General features: G+C 50.3%; 21 protein-coding genes and 1 rRNA gene. 9 read left to right on the forward strand and 13 right to left on the reverse strand.

All coding sequences use genetic code 11. The features are described 5' to 3' along the window. The 10 genes from ACTG3Z_RS11690 to ACTG3Z_RS11735 form a co-directional block, all read right to left on the reverse strand. Positions 1–287: ribosomal RNA gene (locus ACTG3Z_RS11690) — 16S ribosomal RNA — on the reverse strand; the annotation flags it as partial. A 594-nt stretch (positions 288–881) separates the two neighbouring features. Continuing rightward, the gene (locus tag ACTG3Z_RS11695) at positions 882–1,220 is read right to left on the reverse strand and encodes a hypothetical protein (RefSeq protein ID WP_439143250.1); all 339 of its coding nucleotides are present in this window, start codon (positions 1,218–1,220) and stop codon (positions 882–884) included. Then, on the reverse strand, positions 1,207–2,289 hold the full coding sequence (locus tag ACTG3Z_RS11700) for an EscU/YscU/HrcU family type III secretion system export apparatus switch protein (RefSeq protein WP_439143251.1): 1,083 nt from the start codon (positions 2,287–2,289) through the stop codon (positions 1,207–1,209). Before ACTG3Z_RS11700 ends, ACTG3Z_RS11695 begins: the two co-directional genes overlap by 14 nt. Further along, the gene (locus ACTG3Z_RS11705) at positions 2,289–3,050 is read right to left on the reverse strand and encodes a flagellar biosynthetic protein FliR (RefSeq protein ID WP_439143252.1); all 762 of its coding nucleotides are present in this window, start codon (positions 3,048–3,050) and stop codon (positions 2,289–2,291) included. Before ACTG3Z_RS11705 ends, ACTG3Z_RS11700 begins: the two co-directional genes overlap by 1 nt. Next, positions 3,047–5,116, reverse strand: coding sequence for a flagellar biosynthesis protein FlhA (flhA, locus tag ACTG3Z_RS11710; RefSeq protein ID WP_439143253.1), 2,070 nt, complete (start codon positions 5,114–5,116; stop codon positions 3,047–3,049). The genes ACTG3Z_RS11705 and flhA overlap by 4 nt, the downstream gene beginning before the upstream one ends. 33 nt (positions 5,117–5,149) lie before the next feature. Next, a complete protein-coding gene (locus tag ACTG3Z_RS11715; protein WP_439143255.1) occupies positions 5,150–5,869 on the reverse strand; it encodes a lytic transglycosylase domain-containing protein in 720 nt (239 codons plus the stop codon). 59 nt (positions 5,870–5,928) lie between these two features. Continuing rightward, the gene (locus tag ACTG3Z_RS11720; protein ID WP_439143256.1) at positions 5,929–6,723 is read right to left on the reverse strand and encodes a DUF1217 domain-containing protein; all 795 of its coding nucleotides are present in this window, start codon (positions 6,721–6,723) and stop codon (positions 5,929–5,931) included. Between the two features lie 4 nt (positions 6,724–6,727). After that, a complete protein-coding gene (locus ACTG3Z_RS11725; protein WP_439143257.1) occupies positions 6,728–7,138 on the reverse strand; it encodes a flagellar biosynthesis repressor FlbT in 411 nt (136 codons plus the stop codon). Between the two features lie 850 nt (positions 7,139–7,988). After that, on the reverse strand, positions 7,989–8,264 hold the full coding sequence (locus ACTG3Z_RS11730) for a hypothetical protein (protein WP_439143258.1): 276 nt from the start codon (positions 8,262–8,264) through the stop codon (positions 7,989–7,991). Between the two features lie 71 nt (positions 8,265–8,335). Then, complete coding sequence (locus ACTG3Z_RS11735; protein WP_439143259.1) at positions 8,336–8,617, reverse strand: rod-binding protein; 282 nt, start codon at positions 8,615–8,617, stop codon at positions 8,336–8,338. Positions 8,618–8,715: 98 nt separating this feature from the next. Between ACTG3Z_RS11735 and ACTG3Z_RS11740 the strand changes: the two genes are divergently transcribed. Next, positions 8,716–10,170: a flagellar hook-length control protein FliK gene (locus ACTG3Z_RS11740; RefSeq protein WP_439143260.1), complete on the forward strand. Its 1,455-nt coding sequence runs from the start codon at positions 8,716–8,718 to the stop codon at positions 10,168–10,170. Positions 10,171–10,173: 3 nt separating this feature from the next. Continuing rightward, positions 10,174–10,848, forward strand: a complete 675-nt coding sequence (locus ACTG3Z_RS11745; RefSeq protein ID WP_439143261.1) for a flagellar hook capping FlgD N-terminal domain-containing protein — start codon at positions 10,174–10,176, stop codon at positions 10,846–10,848. On the opposite strand, the gene ubiB is transcribed toward ACTG3Z_RS11745, so the two are convergent. Then, positions 10,845–12,380: a 2-polyprenylphenol 6-hydroxylase gene (ubiB, locus tag ACTG3Z_RS11750; RefSeq protein ID WP_439143262.1), complete on the reverse strand. Its 1,536-nt coding sequence runs from the start codon at positions 12,378–12,380 to the stop codon at positions 10,845–10,847. The two genes, ACTG3Z_RS11745 and ubiB, sit on opposite strands and share 4 nt — an antisense overlap. A gap of 3 nt (positions 12,381–12,383) precedes the next feature. Next, positions 12,384–13,136: a bifunctional demethylmenaquinone methyltransferase/2-methoxy-6-polyprenyl-1,4-benzoquinol methylase UbiE gene (ubiE, locus tag ACTG3Z_RS11755; protein WP_439143263.1), complete on the reverse strand. Its 753-nt coding sequence runs from the start codon at positions 13,134–13,136 to the stop codon at positions 12,384–12,386. Positions 13,137–13,237: 101 nt separating this feature from the next. Between ubiE and mutM the strand changes: the two genes are divergently transcribed. The 7 genes from mutM to gyrB all read left to right on the forward strand — a co-directional run bounded on the left by mutM (position 13,238) and on the right by gyrB (position 22,072). Further along, on the forward strand, positions 13,238–14,089 hold the full coding sequence (mutM, locus tag ACTG3Z_RS11760; protein WP_439143264.1) for a bifunctional DNA-formamidopyrimidine glycosylase/DNA-(apurinic or apyrimidinic site) lyase: 852 nt from the start codon (positions 13,238–13,240) through the stop codon (positions 14,087–14,089). Between the two features lie 64 nt (positions 14,090–14,153). Further along, entirely contained in the window at positions 14,154–14,930 is a 777-nt protein-coding gene (locus ACTG3Z_RS11765) for an enoyl-CoA hydratase (protein WP_375265499.1), read from the forward strand. Between the two features lie 97 nt (positions 14,931–15,027). Further along, the gene (gene rpsT, locus ACTG3Z_RS11770; RefSeq protein ID WP_375265498.1) at positions 15,028–15,291 is read left to right on the forward strand and encodes a 30S ribosomal protein S20; all 264 of its coding nucleotides are present in this window, start codon (positions 15,028–15,030) and stop codon (positions 15,289–15,291) included. A 538-nt stretch (positions 15,292–15,829) separates the two neighbouring features. Then, a complete protein-coding gene (gene dnaA / locus ACTG3Z_RS11775) occupies positions 15,830–17,206 on the forward strand; it encodes a chromosomal replication initiator protein DnaA (protein ID WP_439143265.1) in 1,377 nt (458 codons plus the stop codon). Positions 17,207–17,323: 117 nt separating this feature from the next. Further along, positions 17,324–18,442 (forward strand): DNA polymerase III subunit beta, encoded by a 1,119-nt coding sequence (gene dnaN / locus ACTG3Z_RS11780; protein ID WP_439143266.1) that lies wholly within the window; start codon positions 17,324–17,326, stop codon positions 18,440–18,442. A gap of 9 nt (positions 18,443–18,451) precedes the next feature. Continuing rightward, positions 18,452–19,564 carry a DNA replication/repair protein RecF gene (gene recF / locus ACTG3Z_RS11785; protein ID WP_439143267.1) on the forward strand — a complete coding sequence of 371 codons (1,113 nt, stop codon included), beginning with the start codon at positions 18,452–18,454 and terminating at the stop codon, positions 19,562–19,564. A 90-nt stretch (positions 19,565–19,654) separates the two neighbouring features. Continuing rightward, positions 19,655–22,072, forward strand: coding sequence for a DNA topoisomerase (ATP-hydrolyzing) subunit B (gene gyrB / locus ACTG3Z_RS11790; protein WP_439143268.1), 2,418 nt, complete (start codon positions 19,655–19,657; stop codon positions 22,070–22,072). 58 nt (positions 22,073–22,130) lie between these two features. Here gyrB and ACTG3Z_RS11795 read toward each other — a convergent pair whose 3' ends face one another. Continuing rightward, positions 22,131–23,327 carry a hydantoinase/carbamoylase family amidase gene (locus ACTG3Z_RS11795; RefSeq protein ID WP_439143269.1) on the reverse strand — a complete coding sequence of 399 codons (1,197 nt, stop codon included), beginning with the start codon at positions 23,325–23,327 and terminating at the stop codon, positions 22,131–22,133. Between the last annotated feature and the right edge of the window lie 47 nt (positions 23,328–23,374).

Raw genomic sequence — 23,374 nt, forward strand, 5'->3', positions numbered from 1 at the left:
AGTGTTGCTGATCATCCTCTAAAACCAGCTAAAGATCGTAGACTTGGTAGGCCATTACCCCACCAACTATCTAATCTTACGCGGGCTAATCCTTCACCGATAAATCTTTCCCCCGAAGGGCGTATACGGTATTACTCTCAGTTTCCCGAGGCTATTCCGTAGTGAAGGGTATATTCCCACGCGTTACTAACCCGTCCGCCGCTCCTACCCGAAGGTAAGCGCTCGACTTGCATGTGTTAGGCCTGCCGCCAGCGTTCGTTCTGAGCCAGGATCAAACTCTCAAGTTGAAAGGCATTACTGCCTATCCTTGACGTCGAACCTTTGCACATCGAATGATTGTTCAAATCATTCATCTTCTGTTTGTTGTGCTAAAGACTACAAAGTAGTCAGAAGCCGTCCAAACAGTGAAGCTGACACTAGATCATCGGTAGCGCGTCTATGACACATTCCCTACTAGCGCGATATGCCGAGGTTGATCCATCGAATGAACCAAACCGCCCACATATCTCTTCAGTATTCCATCAATTTCAAATAACGTTGAGACAACAAAAACAAGATGCGCCGTATATTCCTCAGCGCGCCCCGCCATCACTCTCTCGATTTTAGTCCCTAACTTCGCTTCGTTTCCTCCGCTCCGTTAGTGCCGCGCCGCTTAGTCCGTCGCTGCTGAAGGGGGTTCTAGTGTTATCAGATAATAGTCGCAAGACCTTTTTTGGAAGTTTTTGAAAAAAACCAAAGTTTTCCAAAAAACTGTTTATTTACAGAGAACTAATCGACCCCTCACTCAAAGAAATTAGCTACTGTTTCATCCCACTCGACAATCAAAATCAACATATGGTGTTGCACAAGTGTGTCTGGACGACATGCAGCTTCGACTGAGTCTATTTGCCAATCAGGTTCTTCAAAACATTTTTGCGCCCGAATGCTTTTCGCAGTGCTGGCTTATGTATTTCGCTTAAAGCGCGCGCGCGCGCTTGAGCCTGTCCAAGTCGTGATGCGTTATTTCCAACCCAGGTTTGCCAGTAAAAATCCCCACCCATGCGCAAAGACAGGTGTCCCTGGTTAAAAGCATTCAGTGCTGCTGCATTCATCTCCTCTAATCTGTCCCGTTTTTGTTTTAGCTTGGCCTCTTCCTCTTGGAGTCTAGCGAATTTCTGCGCCTCCACGTCAAAGATCAAATCTGATAACTGCGCAAGTTGAGCCCATTTATCTCGCTTCACGTTGTTTTCCTTCTCTGAGCGCTTCGGCAAATCGGATCGCAACCGCAACGGCAGCATAGTGCTCTGGCTTTATCTCTTCTCCAATCTCGACCAGCGCGTGAAGTGCCCGAGCTGTTGGCGGATCGGAATGAATAGCGACGTTCGAGTCATGCGCAACTTCACGGATACGCAACGCAATTTCATCAACACCTTTGGCGACACAGATTGGGGCTGATGAGCGCGACCCTTCCCATTTCAGAGCAATCGCATAGTGCGTGGGGTTTACGATAATGACATCAGCGCTGGGAACGTCCGACATCATTTGCGAATGCGCTATTTCCTGCGCACGCGTTCTTCGTGCTTGCTTCAGATGTGGGTCGCCTTCGCTATCCTTAGATTCATCACGCATTTCTTTATGAGACATCCGGTTCTTGCGTTGGTGCTCCATCACCTGCCAACCATAATCAATGGCTGCTATAACTGCCGCAATAAGAACAACTAGGCTAAGAAATGAAATCAACAGATCGAAAAGGACCAGAATCGCGCCTCGGTCCGTTCCCGCGGACGTACCAACGACCACATCCGCGTTCACCCACAAGAACACCGCCAAGCAGAGCGAATAGACACTTAACTTAACAAAGCTTTTCGCAAACTCAAAAAGCCCGCCCCGCCCAAACTTGTTGCCTGCGTTCTTTATCAACGAGATCCGCGAGAGCTTTGGCATCAGTTTGCTAGGCGTGAAGATCAATGCCCGCTGCGAAAGAAGCACCAATATAATAAGACACGCAGGGCCCGCTGCGAACAGGCCAACAAAGCTTCCAGCACCCAGCAAAATCTGAGCGAACAAGCCGGCGCTGAAAACCAGGCTATGTTCTGGGTTCGGTGCCTCACGCAAACTGCTTTGCAAAATGACACCCAGATTAGAAACCGCAAACGCACCTGCCGTGAGCAGAAGAAGCCAAACCCCGAAATACGACAAAGCAACGTTAACGTCATTGGATCGTGCGATTTCGCCTTTCTTTCGCGCATCGTCGAGCTTTTTTTGCGTCGGCTCATGGCTCTTATCGGCTACATCGTCTTGTTCTGCCATCAGCTTACAAAGCCTGAATTCAGAAACTCAAAAAGTGCATTTGCCCAGGTGCTCAACATAAGGGGAATCGAAATCGCGAGCAGAACAAGTGCGCCCAAGGTGATGACTGGTGCACCAACGAAGGCAACCATCAATTGCGGCATCGCTTTATTAATGACCCCTAGTGTAAGATTGTAGAGGATTGAAAGAATTACAAAAGGTGCCGCGAGTGAGAATGCTAGGCGGAATCCTAAGGCTATTTGCGCCACCCCCGATTCACTGACCAAGGCAAGATCTGGCACCTGACCGGTTGGGAACAAAGTATAGGACCCGAGTAGGTACAGCACTGCATGCACGTGCAAGCCAAAGGTCAACGCTAAGGTCATGCCCGCCATTGTAAGCACATGACCCATTGCCGGGAGCGGTTCTACCCCGGCGGATCCCAAAATTTGTGAGAGCGACGTCGCTTGGGCCGCAATCGAACCGGCGGTTTGCAAACAAAACACGAAGACCCTGAGAAGAATACCAAACCAAAGCCCGATACCAATTTCTATGATCAACGCTTTGATCCAGATGGTGTCGGTTGCAAAATAGGGTACCGTACCCTCGACGAGCGGAAAGACTATTATTGTCATCGACACTGCGATTGCGAGCTTTACCCGAACGGGAACAGAAGCTTCGCCGAGCGCTGGTAACAGCGCAACCAGCGCTGAAATACGAAACAAAACCAGCAAAAAACCGTAAACGAGCGGCGGCCATGTTTCAGGCATCAAAGCATTCATGCTGCTGCTACCCCCACAATAGAAGGTATAGCTTCTGTCCCGATTTCTTCGAACGACAAAACCGGCGTTGAAATACCACGTGCAGACATAACGGTGCGCAGAAACCGTCGTCTTTGGGTAGATGTCACGATCGCGGGTGCAACTCCGCGTTCCGACTGTTCAGATACTTGGTCACTAAGCGATGAGACAAGCTTGCTGAAAATATCTGGAGGCAATGCTATGTTCGCAACCCCTTGTTCGCTATCGAGTTGATAGGTGTTGAAGGTCTGCTCCCATTCAGGCGCGAGTTGGATCAGCGGAATCGTTCCATCGCTTCGTTTGAGGTTTGCAATCAGCTGGAACCCAAGAGCTTGACGCACAAACTCGCAGGTCGCTTCGGGACTTGAGTGAATAGCCCGCAGTTTCGCAATCGTTTCGATGATAATTGGCAGGTTGCGGATCGAAACTTGCTCCGCCAACAAAAGCCTCAGAACCGAATGCAACACATCAAGCGGGACTTTTTCAGGCACTAACTCGTCGAGCAATCTTCGGTTCGCGTCCCCACGTTGAGTGTCTGTCAAGTTGACCAGCTCGTCGAGAAGTCGCTGAAGTGAATTGAATGTAAGTAGTCTGCTGAGATTCTTTCGCAAACTCTCTAATATATGTGTCGCCAAGATTTCGCACGGTGACACAACTGTTTGGCCAGACAACGCGGCTTTTTCTTGTGCTGCAGGATCGATCCAGATGGCAGGCGCACCATACACAGGTTCGCTCACAAGATCAGATTGTTCTTGTTTGCCTTGCTCGTCCACAAGCGCCAGCAAACGATCTGATTGCAAAACGCCCATCGCTTGTTCAACACCATGAATGTTGATGCGATAAGCCCCCGCCGGCAAACTGGGATCATCGGTAAGTCGAATTTCAGGCATGACGAGCCCGAATTCTTTCGCAACGTGAAGCCGCATATTTCGAATCCGCGCATCCAGCCCGGTTCCAGGATCAAGAACCATATCAACTAAATCTGGCGCAAATTGTACGTGGATATCGTCCACATCTAAAATGTCCGCCATCGTCTCTTCTTGAGTAGGTACGGTCGTATCTTCTGCCTTTAGCACTGCAGTTTCGATACTGTCTGCCTTGCGATGCATCACCCAAGCTGCAGCCAAAAGGGCGATACCCCCGAGAAGAAACGGGATGATTGGCAGTCCTGGTACCAACGCAAATAGCACCATCAAAAGACCAACAGTTAACAAGGCGGCAGGATGTTTACCTAATTGGGCGAAGAGCGTCAGATCGGTTGAGCCAATCGCGCCGCCGCGCGCCAACAAAAGTGCCGCAGCGATAGAGATAATGACGGCCGGGATTTGCGATACAAGACCATCACCGACGGTAAGGATTGCATAAGTTTCAAACGCTTGGCCAATTGGCATACCGTGGACGACCGTGCCCATTATCAAACCCATCACAAAATTGAGTAAAGTGATAAGCAGCCCAGCAACTGCATCGCCTTTCACAAACTTGGATGCACCATCTAACGATCCGAAAAACGTTGTTTCTTGTTGGTCGCGCTCTCGGCGCAACTTCGCTTCAGTATGATCAATCGCACCCGCGGACATATCACTATCAATGGCAAGCTGCTTGCCCGGCATGCCATCCAAAGCAAAGCGCGCGCCAACCTCTGCCATACGTGTGGCACCTTTGGTTATCACCATGAAATTCACGATCAGGAGAACACCAAAAACCACAAGGCCAAGGAAAACACTGCCGCCCATCACAAAATCGGCGAAGCCTTCAATCACACCACCTGCCGCACCTGTGCCTGTGTGACCTTCACCAATGATCAGTTTCGTAGATGAAATATTTAACGACAGACGCAGCATCAATGTTGCCAGCAGAATGGTCGGGAAGGATGAAAAATCCAATGGCCGTTCAACAAACAGCGTGATCGTGAAGATCAAAATCGCAAGGCCGAATGAAATTGCAAGACCCATATCAAGCACGAAAGCCGGCATCGGCAAAATCATCATGATGATGACTGTCATCAGCGCCAAAACAAGCAAGATGGTCGGATTGAAACTAAGCTTCATTTGTAAGACCGATCCACGCCATCTTCAGACAAATCATTTTGCATCTCTGGGCACCAACGAGCCGAGATGCGATTTGAGGGTCGCGGGTTGCAACAGTGGGTAAAAGTTTGGTCGTTCAGTAACGACCTTTCGTTGCGCCGGCGTTAATGTCGGTGCCGTAATTTGACTCGATTCGTAATGTTGCGCCAACTTTGCTTTATAAATTGCGGCCAGTTCGTCCGTTCTTGAATGATAGGACCCAGCAGCCTTTGTCCAATCTCCAAACTCGAGGTAGAGTGACTTCAGAAACTTTGCCGCATAAAGCGCATTACTTTTAGGAGAGATCATTTCATCCAAGCTAGCAAACGAGTCGCCATGCCAGCGATAGTTCAATTGGAAACAACCAACATCGAAACGCGTTTCGCCTTTTGAAATCTGCGCGAGTGCATGTTCCAACAACGCTTCTTTTGTCGCCAGCCACTCCCCAGTACCACGCACATTGATTGCCCAAGGCCACGGTTTCACAACACCACCAACAGACCTGCCTGTTTCCACGCGTGATATCGCCAACAAGAGTGAAGCAGGTACACCCGTCTCATGCGAAGCATAGCGTATGGAACGCAAGCATTCGTCTGAAGGTGACGCGGACAATGCAGCTGTAAAAATATTGAAAAATACAGCTCCGGCTAACATTCTAGCTTGCACCAAGCGACACCTAAGGGCCGAGGTAAGAAAATGCCAAAACATCGTCACTAGAGTTAACCAATTGTTCATACGACAGCCTGCTTTCCGAATTGAAGCAATGTTAAGAACAACAGATTTATTTTTAGTTATTATCTACCAAAAGAAAGCAATTGAAGTGCGATATTTTCAGATGAAACGCTCTGCGCTTGGCTCATTTGCTCTCTGAGCAAGAAGCTATCGACAACCTTGTCACGCACTTCTTTACTTGCCAGATCACCAAAGCTCTTGGCGTTGAAGGATGAGAATGAGCGACCTTGGAACACGTCCAATTGCCTATCGATATCCAATTGGCCAAATGACTCTGGAAGGCCAAGCGCAGTTTCGACAACTCTGCGTAAAGGGGGGTTACCCATCAGCAAAAACCACTTTGCATTATCGCTGACATCTAAGTCAGAAATACGCTCAAACTCGCTCGCAGCATTCAGTGCAAGGCGCAAACTTTGGTCTTGCTGTCCAACCGCAATTGAGCACGCTTGCCTTACATAATCCGTAGAAATTTGCTTCGCAGTGCCGGGCAGGACACCGGTGAATTGACTTGAGCCGTCAAGCGCGAAATCACTCGCTAACCGTCTGTAGCGTCTGTCGGTCAACCGATTTGCAAGCGCGTCAGGTTCGCTTGCACCTTCGCTCAGGATCCGTTTGACGAAAAAGCGGTTGTCCAGATCGTCCTGCAGACCGTAGGCACCCAAAGCTAGCGCCAACACCTGACGATCAGATACAACAGCCTCCGCCGAGGTCAATTCCGGTGCCTTGGTTTCAAAACGTGTAACAAGCCGCTTTTGTTCAGCGGTATTGGTAAAAGTCTCAAGTTGTTGCGACAAAGAGCGTTGCAAATTACGCCATGCGACCAATCCTGTCCCAACAACAATAGGTTGAAAGCTCATAGCATCACACCTTTGCACCGAGGCGCGAACGTAATCGCTCTTCAATTGGCACTATCAACTTAAGTAACTTAAGTGCGCTATAGTACCGTCCTTCAGCAACCGCTTTCCGCGCTGTGTCCAATTGTTGCTGACAATAACTTTCCTCAAAAATGTCAGCTAAATTGGTGAACTGGCAGTCGATGTGCTTTGCTGCATCGAGATATGCGATGCGTCCCGCTAAGATCAGTTGAAGTTGATAGCACAAGCGCATTGTCGGTGTTGTGGCATCCTCTGGATGGATCGCCTCTTTGAGCCGCAGAACGTTGGCACTTGGTGTGACAATCGAAAATTGCGACCTCCGAAGATCGTTCTCGAGAACCGAACCGTTAATAATAACGCGCTCTTTTGGCGCAAGTTTCAAAACTAAACCTACCATTTCACTCCCAAACCCTTAGCGATTAAAGGACCCCATTTTCTGTTTCTATTGACAAGGCGATATTTGCTCCATCACGCTATGTTTTGCCGGTCCGCCCCAAAACAAACTCTGAAAGATAAAAGGGGCGAGCACAGACGTTTGCATCGAGCAAATTCTCAGTGTCAGTGACTTGGATTCTAATTACGACCCGAACCTCTATATTCTTGTCTAATATTTTCAAGCCTCAGAAAGTTCAGCGCGGTTCTCTCAGAACTTCCAAAAAAATTGCGTAGAGCTCGCAATATAGCTTCATACTCAAGTTCCTCGCTCAAGCGCCTGTGATAGCAAAGTAAATAATACTAACGAGACGCTGTCGCAGCACGGTGCATAAGAGGTAGATCCTATAAGAGCGGTCAAACTAGATGAAATGAGAACACTCGAACGAACGCTCCTCAAGGGTCACTATCAGAAGAGAAAAAGAAGCGGCTCTGGTGCTTGATCTTCACTTGAGGCGTTAATCACAATGTCAGTGTTGCTAGCTGCACCGCCCAGTCTACGCGCAACTGTTTCAACGCTGTCTAGGGATGTACCTTGGAAAGGCCCGTATCGATGGGCTTGAAGGCTTGATCCACAATGATCGCGTTATTGTTTGTGACAATTCTAGGCATAGCTATCTCCTAAGGCTTTAGCGCTTGGTACCGATCGTGTTTCCCACTCCAAAATGGAGCAAACAAAGGTGCATCCTGACACTGCAAGAGCAATCGCGTGAACTCTTGCGCCACTCAACGTTCAGCGCTCTTCACATTTGAATGGGGTTTCTTAAAAGGATACTAATAACACACCCCTAAGCATTTGTGATTTATATCGAATTTTAGCTGCGCCGCGACAGAACACCGGAGCCTTTAACAGCGAGATGCTGTTTTTTCCCGTTCGCACCATAAGTATTTAAGCCTGCAGAAACATAAGCGACATCTTTGGTTCGCTGGATCGCCTTTTGCATACCCTCCATAGCACTTTGCGTCAGTGTATGGTTACGAAACAGCCGTGCCCGAAAATGCTTGAACGCTCCGATTTCACGAACAGGCAATGCACTTATATGTTCAAGCAGCTCCAACTTTTTTGCGCCCAAAGTCTCAATTTCGTCCAAACTCCCTGACAACAACGCACTATATTCCTGTTCCAATATGCTATCGAGCGCTTGTGAGAGAGCATCATTCCTCATTCATCACCCGCCTTTTTGATCGCCTGATCAAAGTATGACGCTAAGCCAAGCCCACCTGCTCTTACCATTTCTCGCGCTTGCGCATCGCGTAAAAATGAAGCGAATTGATCTTCACCAACACCACCTCCATAAGTGCTTGGACTTTCGCCAACGCCACTTGCTTTGAGCATTTCTGACAGAAAAACAGCTTCAAGCTTTTCACCGATCGAAAGCTCAGACCGCGCGATATTGAGCTGTGGATTTGAGCTTAGAGGTGTCGTGAGGGTTCCCTGATACATCGCTAAATCTTCCTTCTGTAAAATTTGATGTGTTTCAGGAGAAATAATCGCTTTCAGTAAACAACTGGTAACTGTTCACAAATAAAACGGCGCTACAAATGATTGGAGCACCTATGCAGGCATCGCTGGAACCAAACATGTCTAGAACGAACCCTACTGTTAAAGCTCCGGTAGCGGAACGGCAGCCTATGTTACAGTCTGCTCAGGATATATCAGACTTCAAAACGACGATTCAAAACTTGGCATTGAAAGACCAAAAACCCAAAATTCTGGAGCACAAAAGTTCTTCAAGAAGCCCAGAAATAGAGCCGTCTAGAAAATCACTCGCTGAAACCAATGTCGATGAAAAATTCACACTTCAAGATTCAATGTCTGAGCTAAATCCATGTAAAGAAACAGGAACTATCACTGCGAAAGACAAGGTTAAACACAACCAAAGTAACACGTTTGGCGAAGCTTCAGAAGTTCAGAACACACAGGATTCAACAACGACCGGAATCGTTGAAGATATGGTACAAGTCACAAGCATGCGAGTGGAGCAGGCGCCGAGAAATGAATTATTTCTTCATCAAGTCCAGGTTGAAGCACTGCAAACTGGGAGTAAAATTCCGCTTAACACGAAACTTTCCTCATCTGTTGAAGCAACGATGAGTGAATTGACCGATGTCCGCTCGAAGCATCTAACGGATAAACTGATCGATGGTGCCCCATCGCAAAACGAAAACGGTCTTAATTTCGCGGCTTATCGCAGCGCAGGTGCTGAGGCCTTTTCTGTAGTAGTTGATCCTCGGATTCCTAAAATGCGCGAGAAACAAATAGTTGGAGAACTAAAGGAAGCACGACCTGTTACGGCATCGCCAACGGCTCTAATCGCCCTGTCTCCGGCTCAGCAATTCATTGATAAAATACCGGAGCAAACGATTGAAACGCCAACGGCAACATCGATGAATATGCCGCGGGCGAGCAATACATCTGCGCGGCTAGACACTCCTATTGCCAATCAACCGACTGATAACCTTGAAGCTTCATTGCTCCAGAAGACAGAAGAACTGACACTTCCTGTAGGCGACCGGAGCCACACAAATGAGAGCAGCTTAATTAAACAATCGCAAAGTTCAGCGCACCTTTCTGCATATGTGCCAGCTGCAACCATTGCGCCGACACAAACCACCTCATTGAACCATGTGGCACAAACCGTCGATACATTCCTGTCTCTTCGGGATAATGCCGGGCAAATTGAAGTCGCGCTGAAGCCCGAAGATCTAGGTCGCCTCGCCATAAAGCTCGAACACACAGCCAACGGCACAAATATAGTTTTCATTGCTGAGCGGGCAGAAACCCAAGACCTGATGAGGCGACAAATGGAGTTTTTACATCAACAATTCAAAAATTTGGGTCACGAAAATCTGACCTTCACCTTCACTTCACCACAAGATCAAGCACTCGGCGATGGAGATCATTCAGAAGATACGGAAACACTGAAAAGCAACGAAACTGAAATGTTGCTCGCAGTAAACCTGCCTGTTTCGAGCGGACTAGACATAAGGATTTAATCGATGGAAACGACCATATCAAACACCCAAAGCCCGCCTTTGTTTCCTTCACAATCGACAGGCGTAGCGCCTTCAGCAGACTCTGCACTGAGCAGTGATTTTGAAACTTTCCTAAAAATGCTGACGGTCCAAATGGAAAATCAAGATCCGCTCAATCCAGTAGATTCTGCTGACTTTGCTGTTCAGCTGGCAACGTTTTCTTCAGTCGAACAACAGGTGTTAACCAATGATATGCTAAGCGCGCTCAGCAGCAGCATGGTGGGCGGTGGGATTGGCGCGCTCGGCCAATGGGTTGGAATGGAGGTAAGGGCTGGCAACACGGCGGCATTCGAAGGCACACCAATTGAACTGGTAACGCCAGAACCCGACGATTTTGATCAACGTATTCTTGTCATTCGTGACGCATCGGGAGAAATCGCAACAAGACTTAACATCCCAGTCTCCGGAACCGATTTAACTTGGGACGGGCAGTTTGTAGACGGCACAGTCGCACCTTCTGATACCTATGCATTCAGCATTGAAGGCTTCAAAGGTGGTAGCCTACAATCAACTGTTCCAGCGACCCCTTACAATCGTGTCCGCGAAGCCGTCATACAAGACGGTGAAACTCTGCTAATTCTAGAGGGTGGCGTCTCTGTCTCGCCAAGTGAAGTCTCTGCTTTGCGAGATGTTGATTAAAACCATGCCCATTGAACGATCAACAAAACGGCGACGCCAATTACGCTGCCAGCGCCGAACCAAACGCTTCGGCTGCGTGTTTTGTTAGATTCCTTGACGGGAACTTCGCCTGCTTGTCTGATCAAAGCCTCTTCCACAAGCGCGGGAAGTCGTGGTCCAAATCTTGCCAAAACTTTCGCAGTTTTACCCAAGTCTCGGGCAACAGCTGCAGGGCCAATACTGCCTTTGATATACTCTTCCACAACAGGGCGCGCGACTTGCCAAATGTTCATATGCGGATCAAGCGAACGCGCAACGCCTTCAACAACAACCATCGTGCGTTGCAACAAAATGAGCTCTGTACGTGTTTCCATGCCAAAACGTTCTGTCACGTCGAACAAGTAATTCAGCAACCGACCCATCGAAATATGCGTCGAATCCATGCCAAAAATCGGTTCACCCACAGCACGAAGCGCACGAGAAAATTCCTCTACATCGCGATCAGCAGGCACATAACCCGCTTCAAAATGCACTTCTGCGACACGCTTGTAATCGCGGCGAATAAAGCCAAAGAGTATTTCCGCATAAACGCGGCGCGTATATTCATCTATATGGCCCATGATCCCAAAGTCATAAGCGATGATGTCACCGTTTGCCGCCACCTTCAGGTTACCCTGATGCATATCCGCGTGAAAATATCCGTCGCGTAGTGCATGTTTCAAAAACAGTTCCAAAACGCGCGACGCCAAAACACTACGATCATGTCCCGCATTATCAATTGCATCGTTGTCCCCTAAAGGAACACCGTCAGCCCAGCCAAGCGTCATGACACGGCGCGCGGACAGATCCCACTTCACCACTGGAAGCGTAAATCCAGTGTCATCACCTGTGTTTGCCGCAAATTCAGATGCTGCCGAACTCTCCAAACGAAGGTCAAGCTCACCCATAACAACGCCTTCGAAATGCGTTATCACCTCTGTTGGTCGCAAACGACGGGACGCTGGTGAGAGCAACTCGATCATCTCAGCCGCAAGAAAAAACGCGTCTATGTCTTTTCGAAACGCTTTTTCGATACCGGGACGTAGTACTTTTACCGCGACAACTTCGCCAGACTCAGCGATGGTTGCTTGATGAACCTGCGCGATCGAGGCGGCAGCAACCGGTTCACTAAACTCGGAAAACACTTGGTCAGCTGGTCTGCCCAGCTCTTGCGTTACCGTTGTTTTGGCGATCTCAATCGGAAATGCGGGAAGTTTATCCTGCAAAACGCGCATTTGAACGGCAAGCTCCTCGCCAACAACATCGGGTCGTGTCGACAGAACTTGACCGAACTTAATATAGGCAGGCCCAAGCGCTGTAAGTGCGCGGGGCGCAGGCGGCATGTTCAAATCGCCCTTGTAGCCGAGCCATTTGAAAGGCCACCCTAAAGTACGGGCAAGGATGCGCAGTGGACGTGGCGCATCCATAGCGTCAAGGACTACGCCCATCGCACCTGTTCGTTCCAAAGTTGCGCCTGTCACGATGAGACGCCAAATATTATGCGGTCCGCGCATCTGCTAGATCTTCCAACCAGAATGAAGTGCGGCAATGCCCATGGTCAGGTTGCGATACTTGGCGTTTCCAAACCCAGCCTTTCGCACCATATCGAGAAAAGTGTCCTGATCGGGAAATTTACGAATGGATTCAACGAGGTACTGATAGCTATCCGCATCATTCGCGATCAACTTACCCATCGGTGGGATAACGTTGAAAGAGTAGCGATCATAAGCCCATTGCATCGCGGGGTTGGGTATTTGCGAGAATTCCAGCACCATCAAGCGGCCGCCGGGACGCAAAACACGAAACGCTTCGTTCAATGCTTCCTGCGGGCGGGTAACATTTCGAATGCCAAAGCTGATCGTATATACGTCAAAGCTATTATCTTCGAACGGCAGCGCCATCGCATCACCAACAACCCAATCGAGCGAATCAATCATCGCACCCGCTTCCGCGCGCTTGCGGCCCTCAACCAGCATAGGCTCTGTAAGATCCAGCACCGTCGCGTGGCCACTGCCTGCGCGTTTCAAAAACCGAAACGAAATATCGCCCGTGCCGCCCGCAACATCCAACAAACGTTGGCCGGGTCGTGGCGCAAGCCAGTCCATCATTGCATCTTTCCAAACGCGGTGGATGCCCATCGACATAACGTCGTTCATGATATCGTACTTGGACGCAACTGAATTGAAGACGCCTTGCACGCGACCCGCTTTTTCAGTCTCGGGGACAGTTTGAAAGCCAAAATGTGTGGTCTCGGAAATCTGATCGCTCATACGTTTGATCCATCCTTTTATTTGACCTTTGTTATAGAGCGCTGCACACCCGATACAATGCGCCCTTTTGGCTCGCTCAATGCAATGATCGGGGATGTAAATTGCCAGAATTACCTGAAGTAGAAACCGTCAGACGCGGCTTAGCACCCGTTATGGAAGGTGCGCGCATCGCAAAAGCAGATGTAAACAGGCCAAATCTGCGCTGGCCCTTCCCTGACAAAATGAGTGAACGTCTGACTGGGGCCAAAATCGAACGCTTACGGCGACGGTCTAAATATATCCTCGCAGACCTGGATACAGGCGAATCGCTGCTGATTCATCTCGGCATGTCAGGGCGAATGTTGATTTCAGGCGCTCAACTTGGTCAGTTTATGCATGATCATCCGGCACCAGAAAAACACGATCATGTGGTCTTCCATATGGAAAATGGGGCACGCATTACGTTCAACGATCCGCGACGTTTTGGAGCGATGGATCTGCTAGATACTCAGACTGCGGATCATCACAAACTCTTATCTTCTATAGGGCCCGAGCCACTCGGAAACAGCTTTGATGAGGCTTACCTGATTGACGCTCTCTCTGCGAAAGGAAGCCCAATCAAAAGCGCGCTTCTGGACCAGGCCATCGTTGCGGGATTGGGAAATATCTATGTCTGCGAAACACTTTACAGAGCACGTATTTCCCCGGCACGCAAAGCCAACAAGATTTCCAAACAACGTGTCGCAAGCCTTGTTCCGATCATCCGGCAAGTGCTCAGCGATGCTATTGAAGCAGGAGGATCTTCACTCAAAGACTTCCGCCAAGCGGACGGTGACCTTGGATACTTTCAGCATAGCTTTGACGTATACGGGCGCGAAGGTGAACCGTGCAAAACCGAGGGTTGTGACAAGTCAATCAAACGTATCGTTCAATCAGGGCGCTCAAGTTTCTATTGTCCAACTTGTCAAAGATAACTTGAAACACACAGTGCACATGGTAAGCAAACAGGCCTGAGCGCAACAACAGTGAGCGAACCACATGGCCTATGAAACGCTGATCGTCGACATCGAAGATCACGTCGCCCTTATTCGTATCAATCGCCCCGAAGCGATGAATGCGTTGAATTCACAAGTATTAAGCGAACTAAGCACAGCGCTTTTGGATGCCGATAAGAATGACAAGGTGCGTTGCATCGTGTTGACCGGCTCTGACAAAGCATTCGCTGCTGGTGCTGATATCAAGGAAATGTCTGAGAAGACGTTTGTTGATATGTTTATGTCCAACTTTTTTGCGGACGAAGGCGACACAGTGCGCGCAACTCGCAAACCGATTATCGCGGCTGTCGCTGGTTATGCCTTAGGCGGCGGATGTGAACTTGCAATGATGTGCGACTTTATCATCGCAGCCGATACAGCAAAGTTCGGCCAACCCGAGATCAACCTCGGCGTTGTAGCAGGGATCGGTGGCACGCAGCGCCTGACGCGGTTTGTTGGAAAATCCAAATCCATGGACATGCACTTAACAGGTCGCTTTATGGACGCGGAAGAAGCAGAGCGCAGCGGACTAGTCAGTCGTGTTGTTCCTGTGAAAAAGCTCAAGGAAGAAGCGCTTGGCGCGGCTCAGAAGATTGCCGAGAAGTCTGTTTTAACTTCTATGGCAGTTAAAGAGGCGGTGAATCGCAGTTACGAAACAACGCTGAGCGAAGGTATCCTTTTTGAGCGTCGATTGTTCCATTCGCTCTTCGCGACAGAAGACCAAAAAGAAGGTATGGCCGCCTTCCTTGAAAAGCGCCAAGCGCAATTTCGAGACAAATAAACGACGCAGGCTCTAGGGGCTGTTGACACAACGCTGAGTCGGCCCTAAAGACCCGACTTCAAGATGAAACCGAACCCAAACAGTGGGACGATGATATATGGCTAATTCGCCGCAAGCAAAAAAACGCGCTCGTCAAAACGAAGCACGCTTTCAAGTAAACAAAGCGCGTCGTTCGCGCATCCGCACTTTTCTTCGTAAAGTAGAAGAGGCGATTACATCTGGTGACAAAGAAGTGGCAACTGCCGCTCTTCGTGACGCGCAACCTGAATTGATGCGCGGCGTGACCAAAGGTGTTTATCACAAGAACACAGTGGCGCGCAAAATGTCCCGCCTCTCCGCTCGCGTCAAAGCGATCGGCTAAGCTTAGCTTATTAGCTAGCCTGAATAATTGATGTTAAGCGCCACCTGAATGCAGGTTGGCGCTTTCGTCATTTTATGATGATCAATTTTGATACCCCGATTGATTCTGGCCGCAATCGGCAAAAATTAAAATCGTCAAGCTGGTTCAATTAGGGTGCGTTCATTTTCAGACAGACCTGTTGCACTACGTCGCCGAAAGAGATTCTTTTGCGGCATTCAATGAGTCAAGGACATAGATAAGTTGCCGCCCCACGGACCAACTTGCTAGCTATGTAGTGCGATACGCGCCGCCACAGAATCATATGCTCAACGCTGACGAAGTTGATGACCCCATCGAGGGTGTACAACTGACTTGCGAAACAGATTTGGTTCACGGTTACGGCATCATTGCGCAGTTTAGGGGTGGGGACCTTCTAAAAGGCGAAGATGCCGCTGTTTGCCTGATCCAAACGAGGATCTTGTTGAACGGTGCGTTTTCTCGGGGTTTTGCTCGCTCACCGAGGGGTCGCAAAAGAAGGTTGGGATAAGAAAGAATACACATGACGCTCGACGACTGGGGACAGCTGCAAGACATACTACGGGCTTCCGTTGGCAAGAATAACTACACAAACTGGATCGGCCCACTCTCCTTCGTTGGTGCTAAGAATGGCGTTGCGAGCTTTAGTGTTCCAACGAATTTCTTAGGGAATTACGTGTCGCAAAATTTCGGTGACATGATCGTTTACCAGGCCCAACAAGCAGGTCACGACATTCAGCGTGTGCACTTCGCAGTCCTTAAGGCGAGCCCGCAAGAAACCAGCAAACAGCACATCGATTTAGCACCCAAGCCAGATGTAAAGGCTCCTAGTGCCCAACCAACCAAAACTCCTGACGTGCTTGCAGGCGCACCGCTCGATAAGCGATTTACGTTTGACACTTTTGTTGTCGGCAAACCTAACGAACTTGCCCATGCCGCTGCGAGACGCGTCGCTGAAGGTGGTCCCGTTACCTTCAACCCACTCTTTCTATACGGTGGTGTTGGCCTCGGCAAAACGCACCTGATGCATGCGATAGCACATGAATTGCAGGCAACGCGCCCTGATCTCAAAGTACTCTATCTGTCTGCGGAACAGTTTATGTACCGTTTCGTACAAGCCTTGCGCGAACGCAAAATGATGGACTTCAAAAGTCTATTCCGCGCAGTTGATGTTCTCATGGTTGATGACGTTCAATTTATTGGCGGCAAAGACAGCACACAGGAAGAGTTCTTTCATACGTTCAACGCCTTGGTTGATCAGAATAAGCAAATCATCATTTCTGCGGATCGCGCGCCAGGCGAAATCAAAGGCCTGGAAGATCGCATCAAATCGCGCCTTCAGTGCGGCCTTGTGGTAGATCTTCATCCGACAGATTACGAACTGCGTCTTGGCATTCTTCAGTCCAAAGTAGAGATCCAGAAAGCTCAGTACTCAGGTCTTCACATCGATGAGGGTATCATCGAATTCCTTGCGCATCGTATCAGCACTAACGTGCGCGTGCTTGAGGGTGCTTTGACCCGTCTGTTCGCGTTTGCATCTCTCGTAGGTCGTGACATCACGATGGATTTGACCGTTGACTGCCTTTCTGATGTGTTACGCGCGTCGGAGCGTAAGATTACCGTCGAAGAAATCCAGCGCCGCGTGTCTGAACACTACAATATTCGCCTGTCTGAACTTATAGGCCCAAAGCGCGTGCGCAACTTTGCACGCCCTCGTCAAGTTGCGATGTATCTGTGCAAACAACTGACCAGCCGTTCTCTGCCCGAGATCGGGCGTCGTTTTGGCGGTCGTGATCACACGACAGTCATGCATGGCGTGAAACGCATAGAAGAACTGAAAATTCAGGATGGCCAAATCGCGGAAGACATCGAGATGCTACGCCGCGCGCTTGAAGAATAATTAAGCCGAATAAGACACAGGCCCAACAAACCCTCCTGCCTTTGATAGAAAGGGCTTGAGGGCTGCATCAATTCAGGTAATTTGTCGTTCCGACACGTCTTCTCAGGAGCGAGACACATGAAAATCAGCATCGAACGCGCAACGCTGCTTAAAGCCGTCTCGCACGCCCAATCCGTAGTTGAGCGCCGGAACACAATTCCGATACTCGCAAACGTGCTGATTGAAGCTGAAGGCGCAGAAGTACGCTTCCGCGCAACGGACCTCGACATTGAAGTTGTCGATAAGGTCGAGGCAATGGTTGAGCGCGCGGGTGCGACGACAGTTTCTGCCACAACCTTGAATGAAATTGTCCGCAAATTGCCGGACGGCGCGCAGGTCACTTTGACCGATGACGGCACATCTGGTCGCCTCACGATTGAAGCCGGCCGCTCAAACTTTTCTTTGGCGACCTTGCCGAAAGAAGATTTCCCAGTGATGGCGACATCTGAGTATTCCGCTAACTTCTCTGCGCAAGCGAGCGTTCTGCGACGCCTCTTTGACAAGTCTAAATTCGCGATTTCCACTGAAGAGACACGTTATTACCTAAACGGCGTTTACATGCATATTTCTGATTCAGAAGGCGGCAAAGTACTACGCTGCGTCGCAACTGATGGCCACCGGCTTGCGCGCATTGATGCGGACGTGCCTGAAAACGCCTCTGAGATGCCCGGTGTGATCGTGCCACGCAAGACCGTGGGCGAGCTGCGTAAATTGCTTGATGAAGATGACATGCAAATCGCTGTCTCTGTGTCCGAAACAAAAGTACGCTTTGCGACACCCGAAATCACCCTGACGTCCAAAGTGATCGACGGCACATTCCCAGACTACACGCGCGTTATCCCACAAGGCAACACACGCAAGCTCGAAGTAGATGCAGCCGATTTTGCTAAGGCCGTAGATCGCGTTGCAACTGTTTCGTCAGAGCGGTCTCGCGCCGTCAAACTCTCGCTTGATGAAGATCGTTTGGTCCTGTCCGTCAATGCACCTGATAGCGGTGCGGCTGAAGAAGAGCTCGCCGTTGCTTACGGTGACGAGCGTTTAGAAATTGGCTTTAACGCCAAATACTTGCTCGAGATCGCAAGCCAAGTAGATCGCGAGAATGCTGTGTTCCTCTTTAACTCTGCGGGCGATCCGACTTTGATGCGCGAAGGCAATGACACAAGCGCTGTTTACGTCGTCATGCCCATGCGCGTTTAAAGGGTCTCAATGACCACGCTCGCCCTAACCGAGCTGACGCTTTCTCATTTCCGCTCGCATAAGCTGGCCCGCATTTCATGTGGGCCTTTGCCTGTTGCGATCTATGGCCCCAACGGTGCAGGCAAAACCAACATACTTGAAGCCGTTTCGCTTTTCTCGCCCGGGCGCGGCATGCGGCGCGCCAGTGCCGAAGATATGACCCGTCGTCCGGAAGCACTGGGCTGGAAGATTACCGGCCTTCTACAATCCCAAGACCAGACGCATGAGATTGAGATGTGGTCTGAGAATGGCAATCCGCGCAGTACCAAAGCCGACTCCAAACCCGTTCCACAAAACCGCCTTGCGGAGCTCTCCCGTGTGCTTTGGCTTATTCCCGCGATGGATCGTCTTTGGATTGAAGGGGCTGAAGGGCGTCGTCGCTTCCTAGACCGCATGGCGTTGAGCTTTTTTCCAAACCATGCCGAAGCGTCGCTCACCTATGAAAAGACGATGCGCGAACGCAACAAACTTTTGAAAGAAAACGTGCGCGATCCAATGTGGTACGGTGTGCTTGAAACGCGCCTTGCCGAAACCGGTGCCATCATTCACGAAAACCGCGTTCAAACGCTCACTTTCCTGAGCTTAGCGCAGGCTGAAGCTGAAACCCCCTTCCCGACCGCTGATCTCGAATTGATCCATGCGGAAGACGCGATGCCTGCTGAAAGTGCTGATTTGAAAGACGCCTTCGAAGCAAGCCGCTTTCGTGATCTGGCTGCTGGCCGTACACTTGTTGGACCGCATCGCGCTGATCTTTATGGCGTTTTTACCGCCAAGGGTGTGCCTGCCAAGGATTGCTCAACAGGTGAGCAGAAAGCGCTGCTCATTTCTTTAATCCTTGCCAACGCACGTGCTCTTGCAGCTCAGATCGGTGCTCCGCCGATCCTTTTGCTTGATGAAGTGGCCGCACATCTCGATGCAGACCGCCGTGCCGCGCTCTACTCAGAGATCAGCGCACTGAGGGCGCAAGCCTGGATGACGGGCACAGAGGCCTCACTTTTTGACAGTCTATCGACGCAATCTGTACACCTCGAAGTTACTGAAAACACAGGTATCAGTGAGACCAAGGTCGTCAGTCAAAGTTAAACTATGCAGGCCACACAAAATATAGGTGTAGCGCGTGACATTCCCCCCAAAGATTAGTATAAAACTCCTAAATAACGAGGGGTTTTTCGCATGTCCGAGACCGAGCAAAATAACGCCGAATACGGTGCCGATTCCATCAAAGTTCTCAAAGGCTTAGAAGCCGTTCGCAAACGCCCAGGCATGTACATTGGTGACACCGATGACGGCTCCGGTTTGCACCACATGGTCTACGAGGTTGTGGACAATGGAATTGACGAAGCGTTAGCCGGTCATGCGGACGCCGTGAATGTCAAAATCCACGCGGATTCATCGGTTTCCGTAAGCGACAACGGGCGCGGTATTCCCGTAGGTATCCACGAGGAAGAAGGCGTGTCCGCCGCAGAGGTCATCATGACCCAACTGCATGCTGGCGGTAAGTTCGACAGCAATTCCTACAAAGTTTCTGGTGGTCTGCACGGCGTAGGCGTCTCTGTTGTGAACGCGCTTTCTAACTGGTTGGAATTGCGCATTTGGCGTGACGGCAAGGAACATGTCGCGCGCTTTGAGCATGGTGACACAGCGGAGCACTTGAAAGTCGTCGGCGATGCGGGCGGTCGTACGGGAACTGAGGTGCGCTTTCTCGCGTCTACGGACACCTTTTCCAGCCTCGAATATGTTTTTGATACGCTCGAAAAGCGCTTGCGCGAACTCGCCTTTCTAAACTCTGGTGTGCGCATCATTCTGGAAGACGAACGCCCTGCAGAACCTCTACGCACCGAGCTCTATTACGACGGCGGCGTGAAAGAATTCGTGAAGTATCTCGACCGCTCCAAATCTTCCATCATGGAAGAGCCCGTCTACATGATTGGCGAAAAGGACGACATCGGCGTGGAAGTCGCGCTGTGGTGGAATGACAGTTATCATGAGAACGTACTGCCCTTTACCAACAACATCCCTCAGCGAGATGGTGGCGCACACTTGGCAGGGTTCAGGGGTGCTTTGACGCGCACGATCAACAACTACGCGCAATCCAGTGGCATCGCCAAGCGTGAAAAAGTGACCTTCACGGGGGACGACGCACGCGAGGGCCTGACCTGCGTGTTGTCCGTCAAGGTGCCGGATCCAAAATTTAGTTCGCAAACCAAAGACAAGCTTGTCAGCTCCGAAGTCCGCCCCGCGGTCGAAGGATTGGTCAACGAAAAACTGGCGGAATGGTTTGAAGAGAACCCTGCACAAGCAAAAATCATCGTTGGCAAAATCATCGAAGCGGCACATGCACGCGAAGCTGCGCGTAAAGCGCGTGATCTTACGCGACGCAAGACTGCGATGGATGTGAACTTCCTCGCTGGTAAGCTCAAGGATTGCTCAGAAAAAGACCCCTCCAAAACTGAAGTCTTCCTCGTCGAGGGTGACTCTGCTGGTGGCTCCGCTCAGACAGGTCGTGACAGACAAACCCAAGCGATTTTACCGCTTAAAGGTAAGATTCTGAACGTGGAACGCGCCCGTTTTGACAAAATGCTGAACTCACAAGAGATCGGCAATCTTGTCATGGCGCTTGGCACAGGAATCGGGCGCGACGAATTCAATATTGAAAAGCTGCGCTACCACAAGATCGTCATCATGACGGATGCGGACGTCGACGGTGCCCACATCCGCACGCTTTTGCTGACATTCTTCTATCGCCAGATGCCTGAGTTGATTGAGGGCGGCTACCTCTACATTGCGCAACCACCACTTTACAAGGTCGCGCGTGGCAAGTCAGAGGTGTACCTCAAAGACCAAGCTGAGATGGACAATTATCTGATCGAGCAAGGCATCGATGGCGCAGTTCTGCGCCAAGGCAATGGTGAAGAAATTCTTGGCCAAGACCTGCGCCGCGTTGTCGATGAAGCACGTCAGCTCAAGCGCGTGCTTGACGCATTCCCGACCCACTATCCGCGTCACATTCTTGAGCAAGCCGCAATCGCAGGAGCCTTTGTCCCCGGCGTGGTGGACCAAGATTTGCAAGGAACGGCTGACCGTGTTGCAGAACGTTTGAACCTTATCGCGCTTGAATATGAACAAGGTTGGCAAGGTCGCATCACACAAGATCACGGCATTCGTCTTGCCAGAATTTTGCGCGGCGTCGAAGAAGTGCGCACGCTTGATGGCCCGATGATGCGCTCTGGCGAAGCGCGCAAAACCGGTAGTTTCACGCAAAGCTTACAAGACGTTTATAACTTGCCCGCAACGCTGGTGCGTAAAGAACGCAATCAGATGATCTTTGGCCCGCTCGATTTGCTCAGCGCAATTTTGCAAGAGGGTGAAAAAGGTCTGTCTTTGCAACGTTACAAGGGTCTTGGTGAAATGAACCCTGACCAGCTTTGGGAAACGACCCTTGATCCTGATGCACGCACCTTGTTGCAAGTGAAGATTGATGATGTTGCCGAAGCCGATGATCTGTTCACTAAGCTCATGGGCGATATTGTTGAACCGCGCCGCGAGTTCATCCAGCAGAATGCCTTGAACGTGGAAAATCTTGATTTCTGATCTTCTGGATCAGACCTTCGCAACGCCTTGTAGGGTCAGGTTCCAACGGGACTTGGCCCTAGACAAGGTGCGCAACTGCACCTGCTAGAACATCCAGACCAGTAACCAAATCGGCCTCGTCGGTGTCTTCTTCGAATGCATGGCTGATCCCATTGATCGAGGGCACGAAAAGCATAGCCGCAGGCATCAAAGCAGACACATTCGTTGCGTCATGTAGTGCACCGGATGGCATAGTACGCCATCTATCTGGCGCATATTTGTCTGCACTTTCCTGCAAGGCCGTGCGCAAATGCTTGTCCATGGCGACTGGTTCAAGGCCAAGTAAAGGACCGTAGCTTAGCTTCATTTCATGGATTTGCGCGATTTCGTTTGCGGTTTCTCTGATCACCGCTTCCATCCGCGCAAGTCGATCCGCATCGCCATCACGCCATTGCATTGAAAACGTCACCTTGCCCGGAACAATAGAGGATGCATTGGGGTGCAAACTCACATGCCCAATCGTCCAAACTGTTTGCGGAGTTACAACATTGCGCAGCCTTTCATTGAGCAAGGTGTTAAACCCAGACAACGCCTGAAATGCATCGCGTCGCAGCGCCATGGGTGTGGTGCCTGCATGATTTTGCTGCCCCTCAAAGGTGATTTTCATATCCCGAATGCCAACAATGTCGCTCACGACACCAACCACATCAGCACTGCCGTCCATCACTGGACCTTGTTCTATGTGCACCTCGATGAAACCGCTGAAACGCGCTGGATCAACAAATTCGGCGCTCTTACCATCCATCAAGGCACGCGCTTCTGCGAAAGCAACACCGCTCTGATCCGTCAAAGTGTCAGCACTGACAAGATCAAGCGTTCCGCTCCACAGGGCGCTGCCAGTGGTCACACCAAAACGTCCTTCTTCATCCTGAAATGAGACGACAGAAACAGGCGCTAACCCATCCTCGAAACGCGCTTTGGCGATCTCTAGCGCAGCCATCACCCCCAATGCCCCATCAAGCCAACCTCCCTCGGGTTGACTGTCCGTGTGCGAGCCCAACAAAAGACTTTTGCCCTCTGCGAGTCCAAAGACAGAGCCTGCCGGATCCACATGAACCGTCAATCCACATGCGTGAAGCTGATCCGCCAACCAGGCCCGCGCATCGATATCGGCGGCAGAAAATGCAGGGCGCACTACCCCTTTGCCAACTCCACTTGCGCCAAAACTACGCAAGTGATGCAAACTATCTAAAAATCGTTGGTGATCGAGGGGCATGCGACGTCTCCTTTGCTCCAATACATTCACACAAATCCACCCCTTTC

This window comes from Planktotalea sp., assembly GCF_965659345.1.
Classification (GTDB): Bacteria; Pseudomonadota; Alphaproteobacteria; order Rhodobacterales; family Rhodobacteraceae; genus Planktotalea.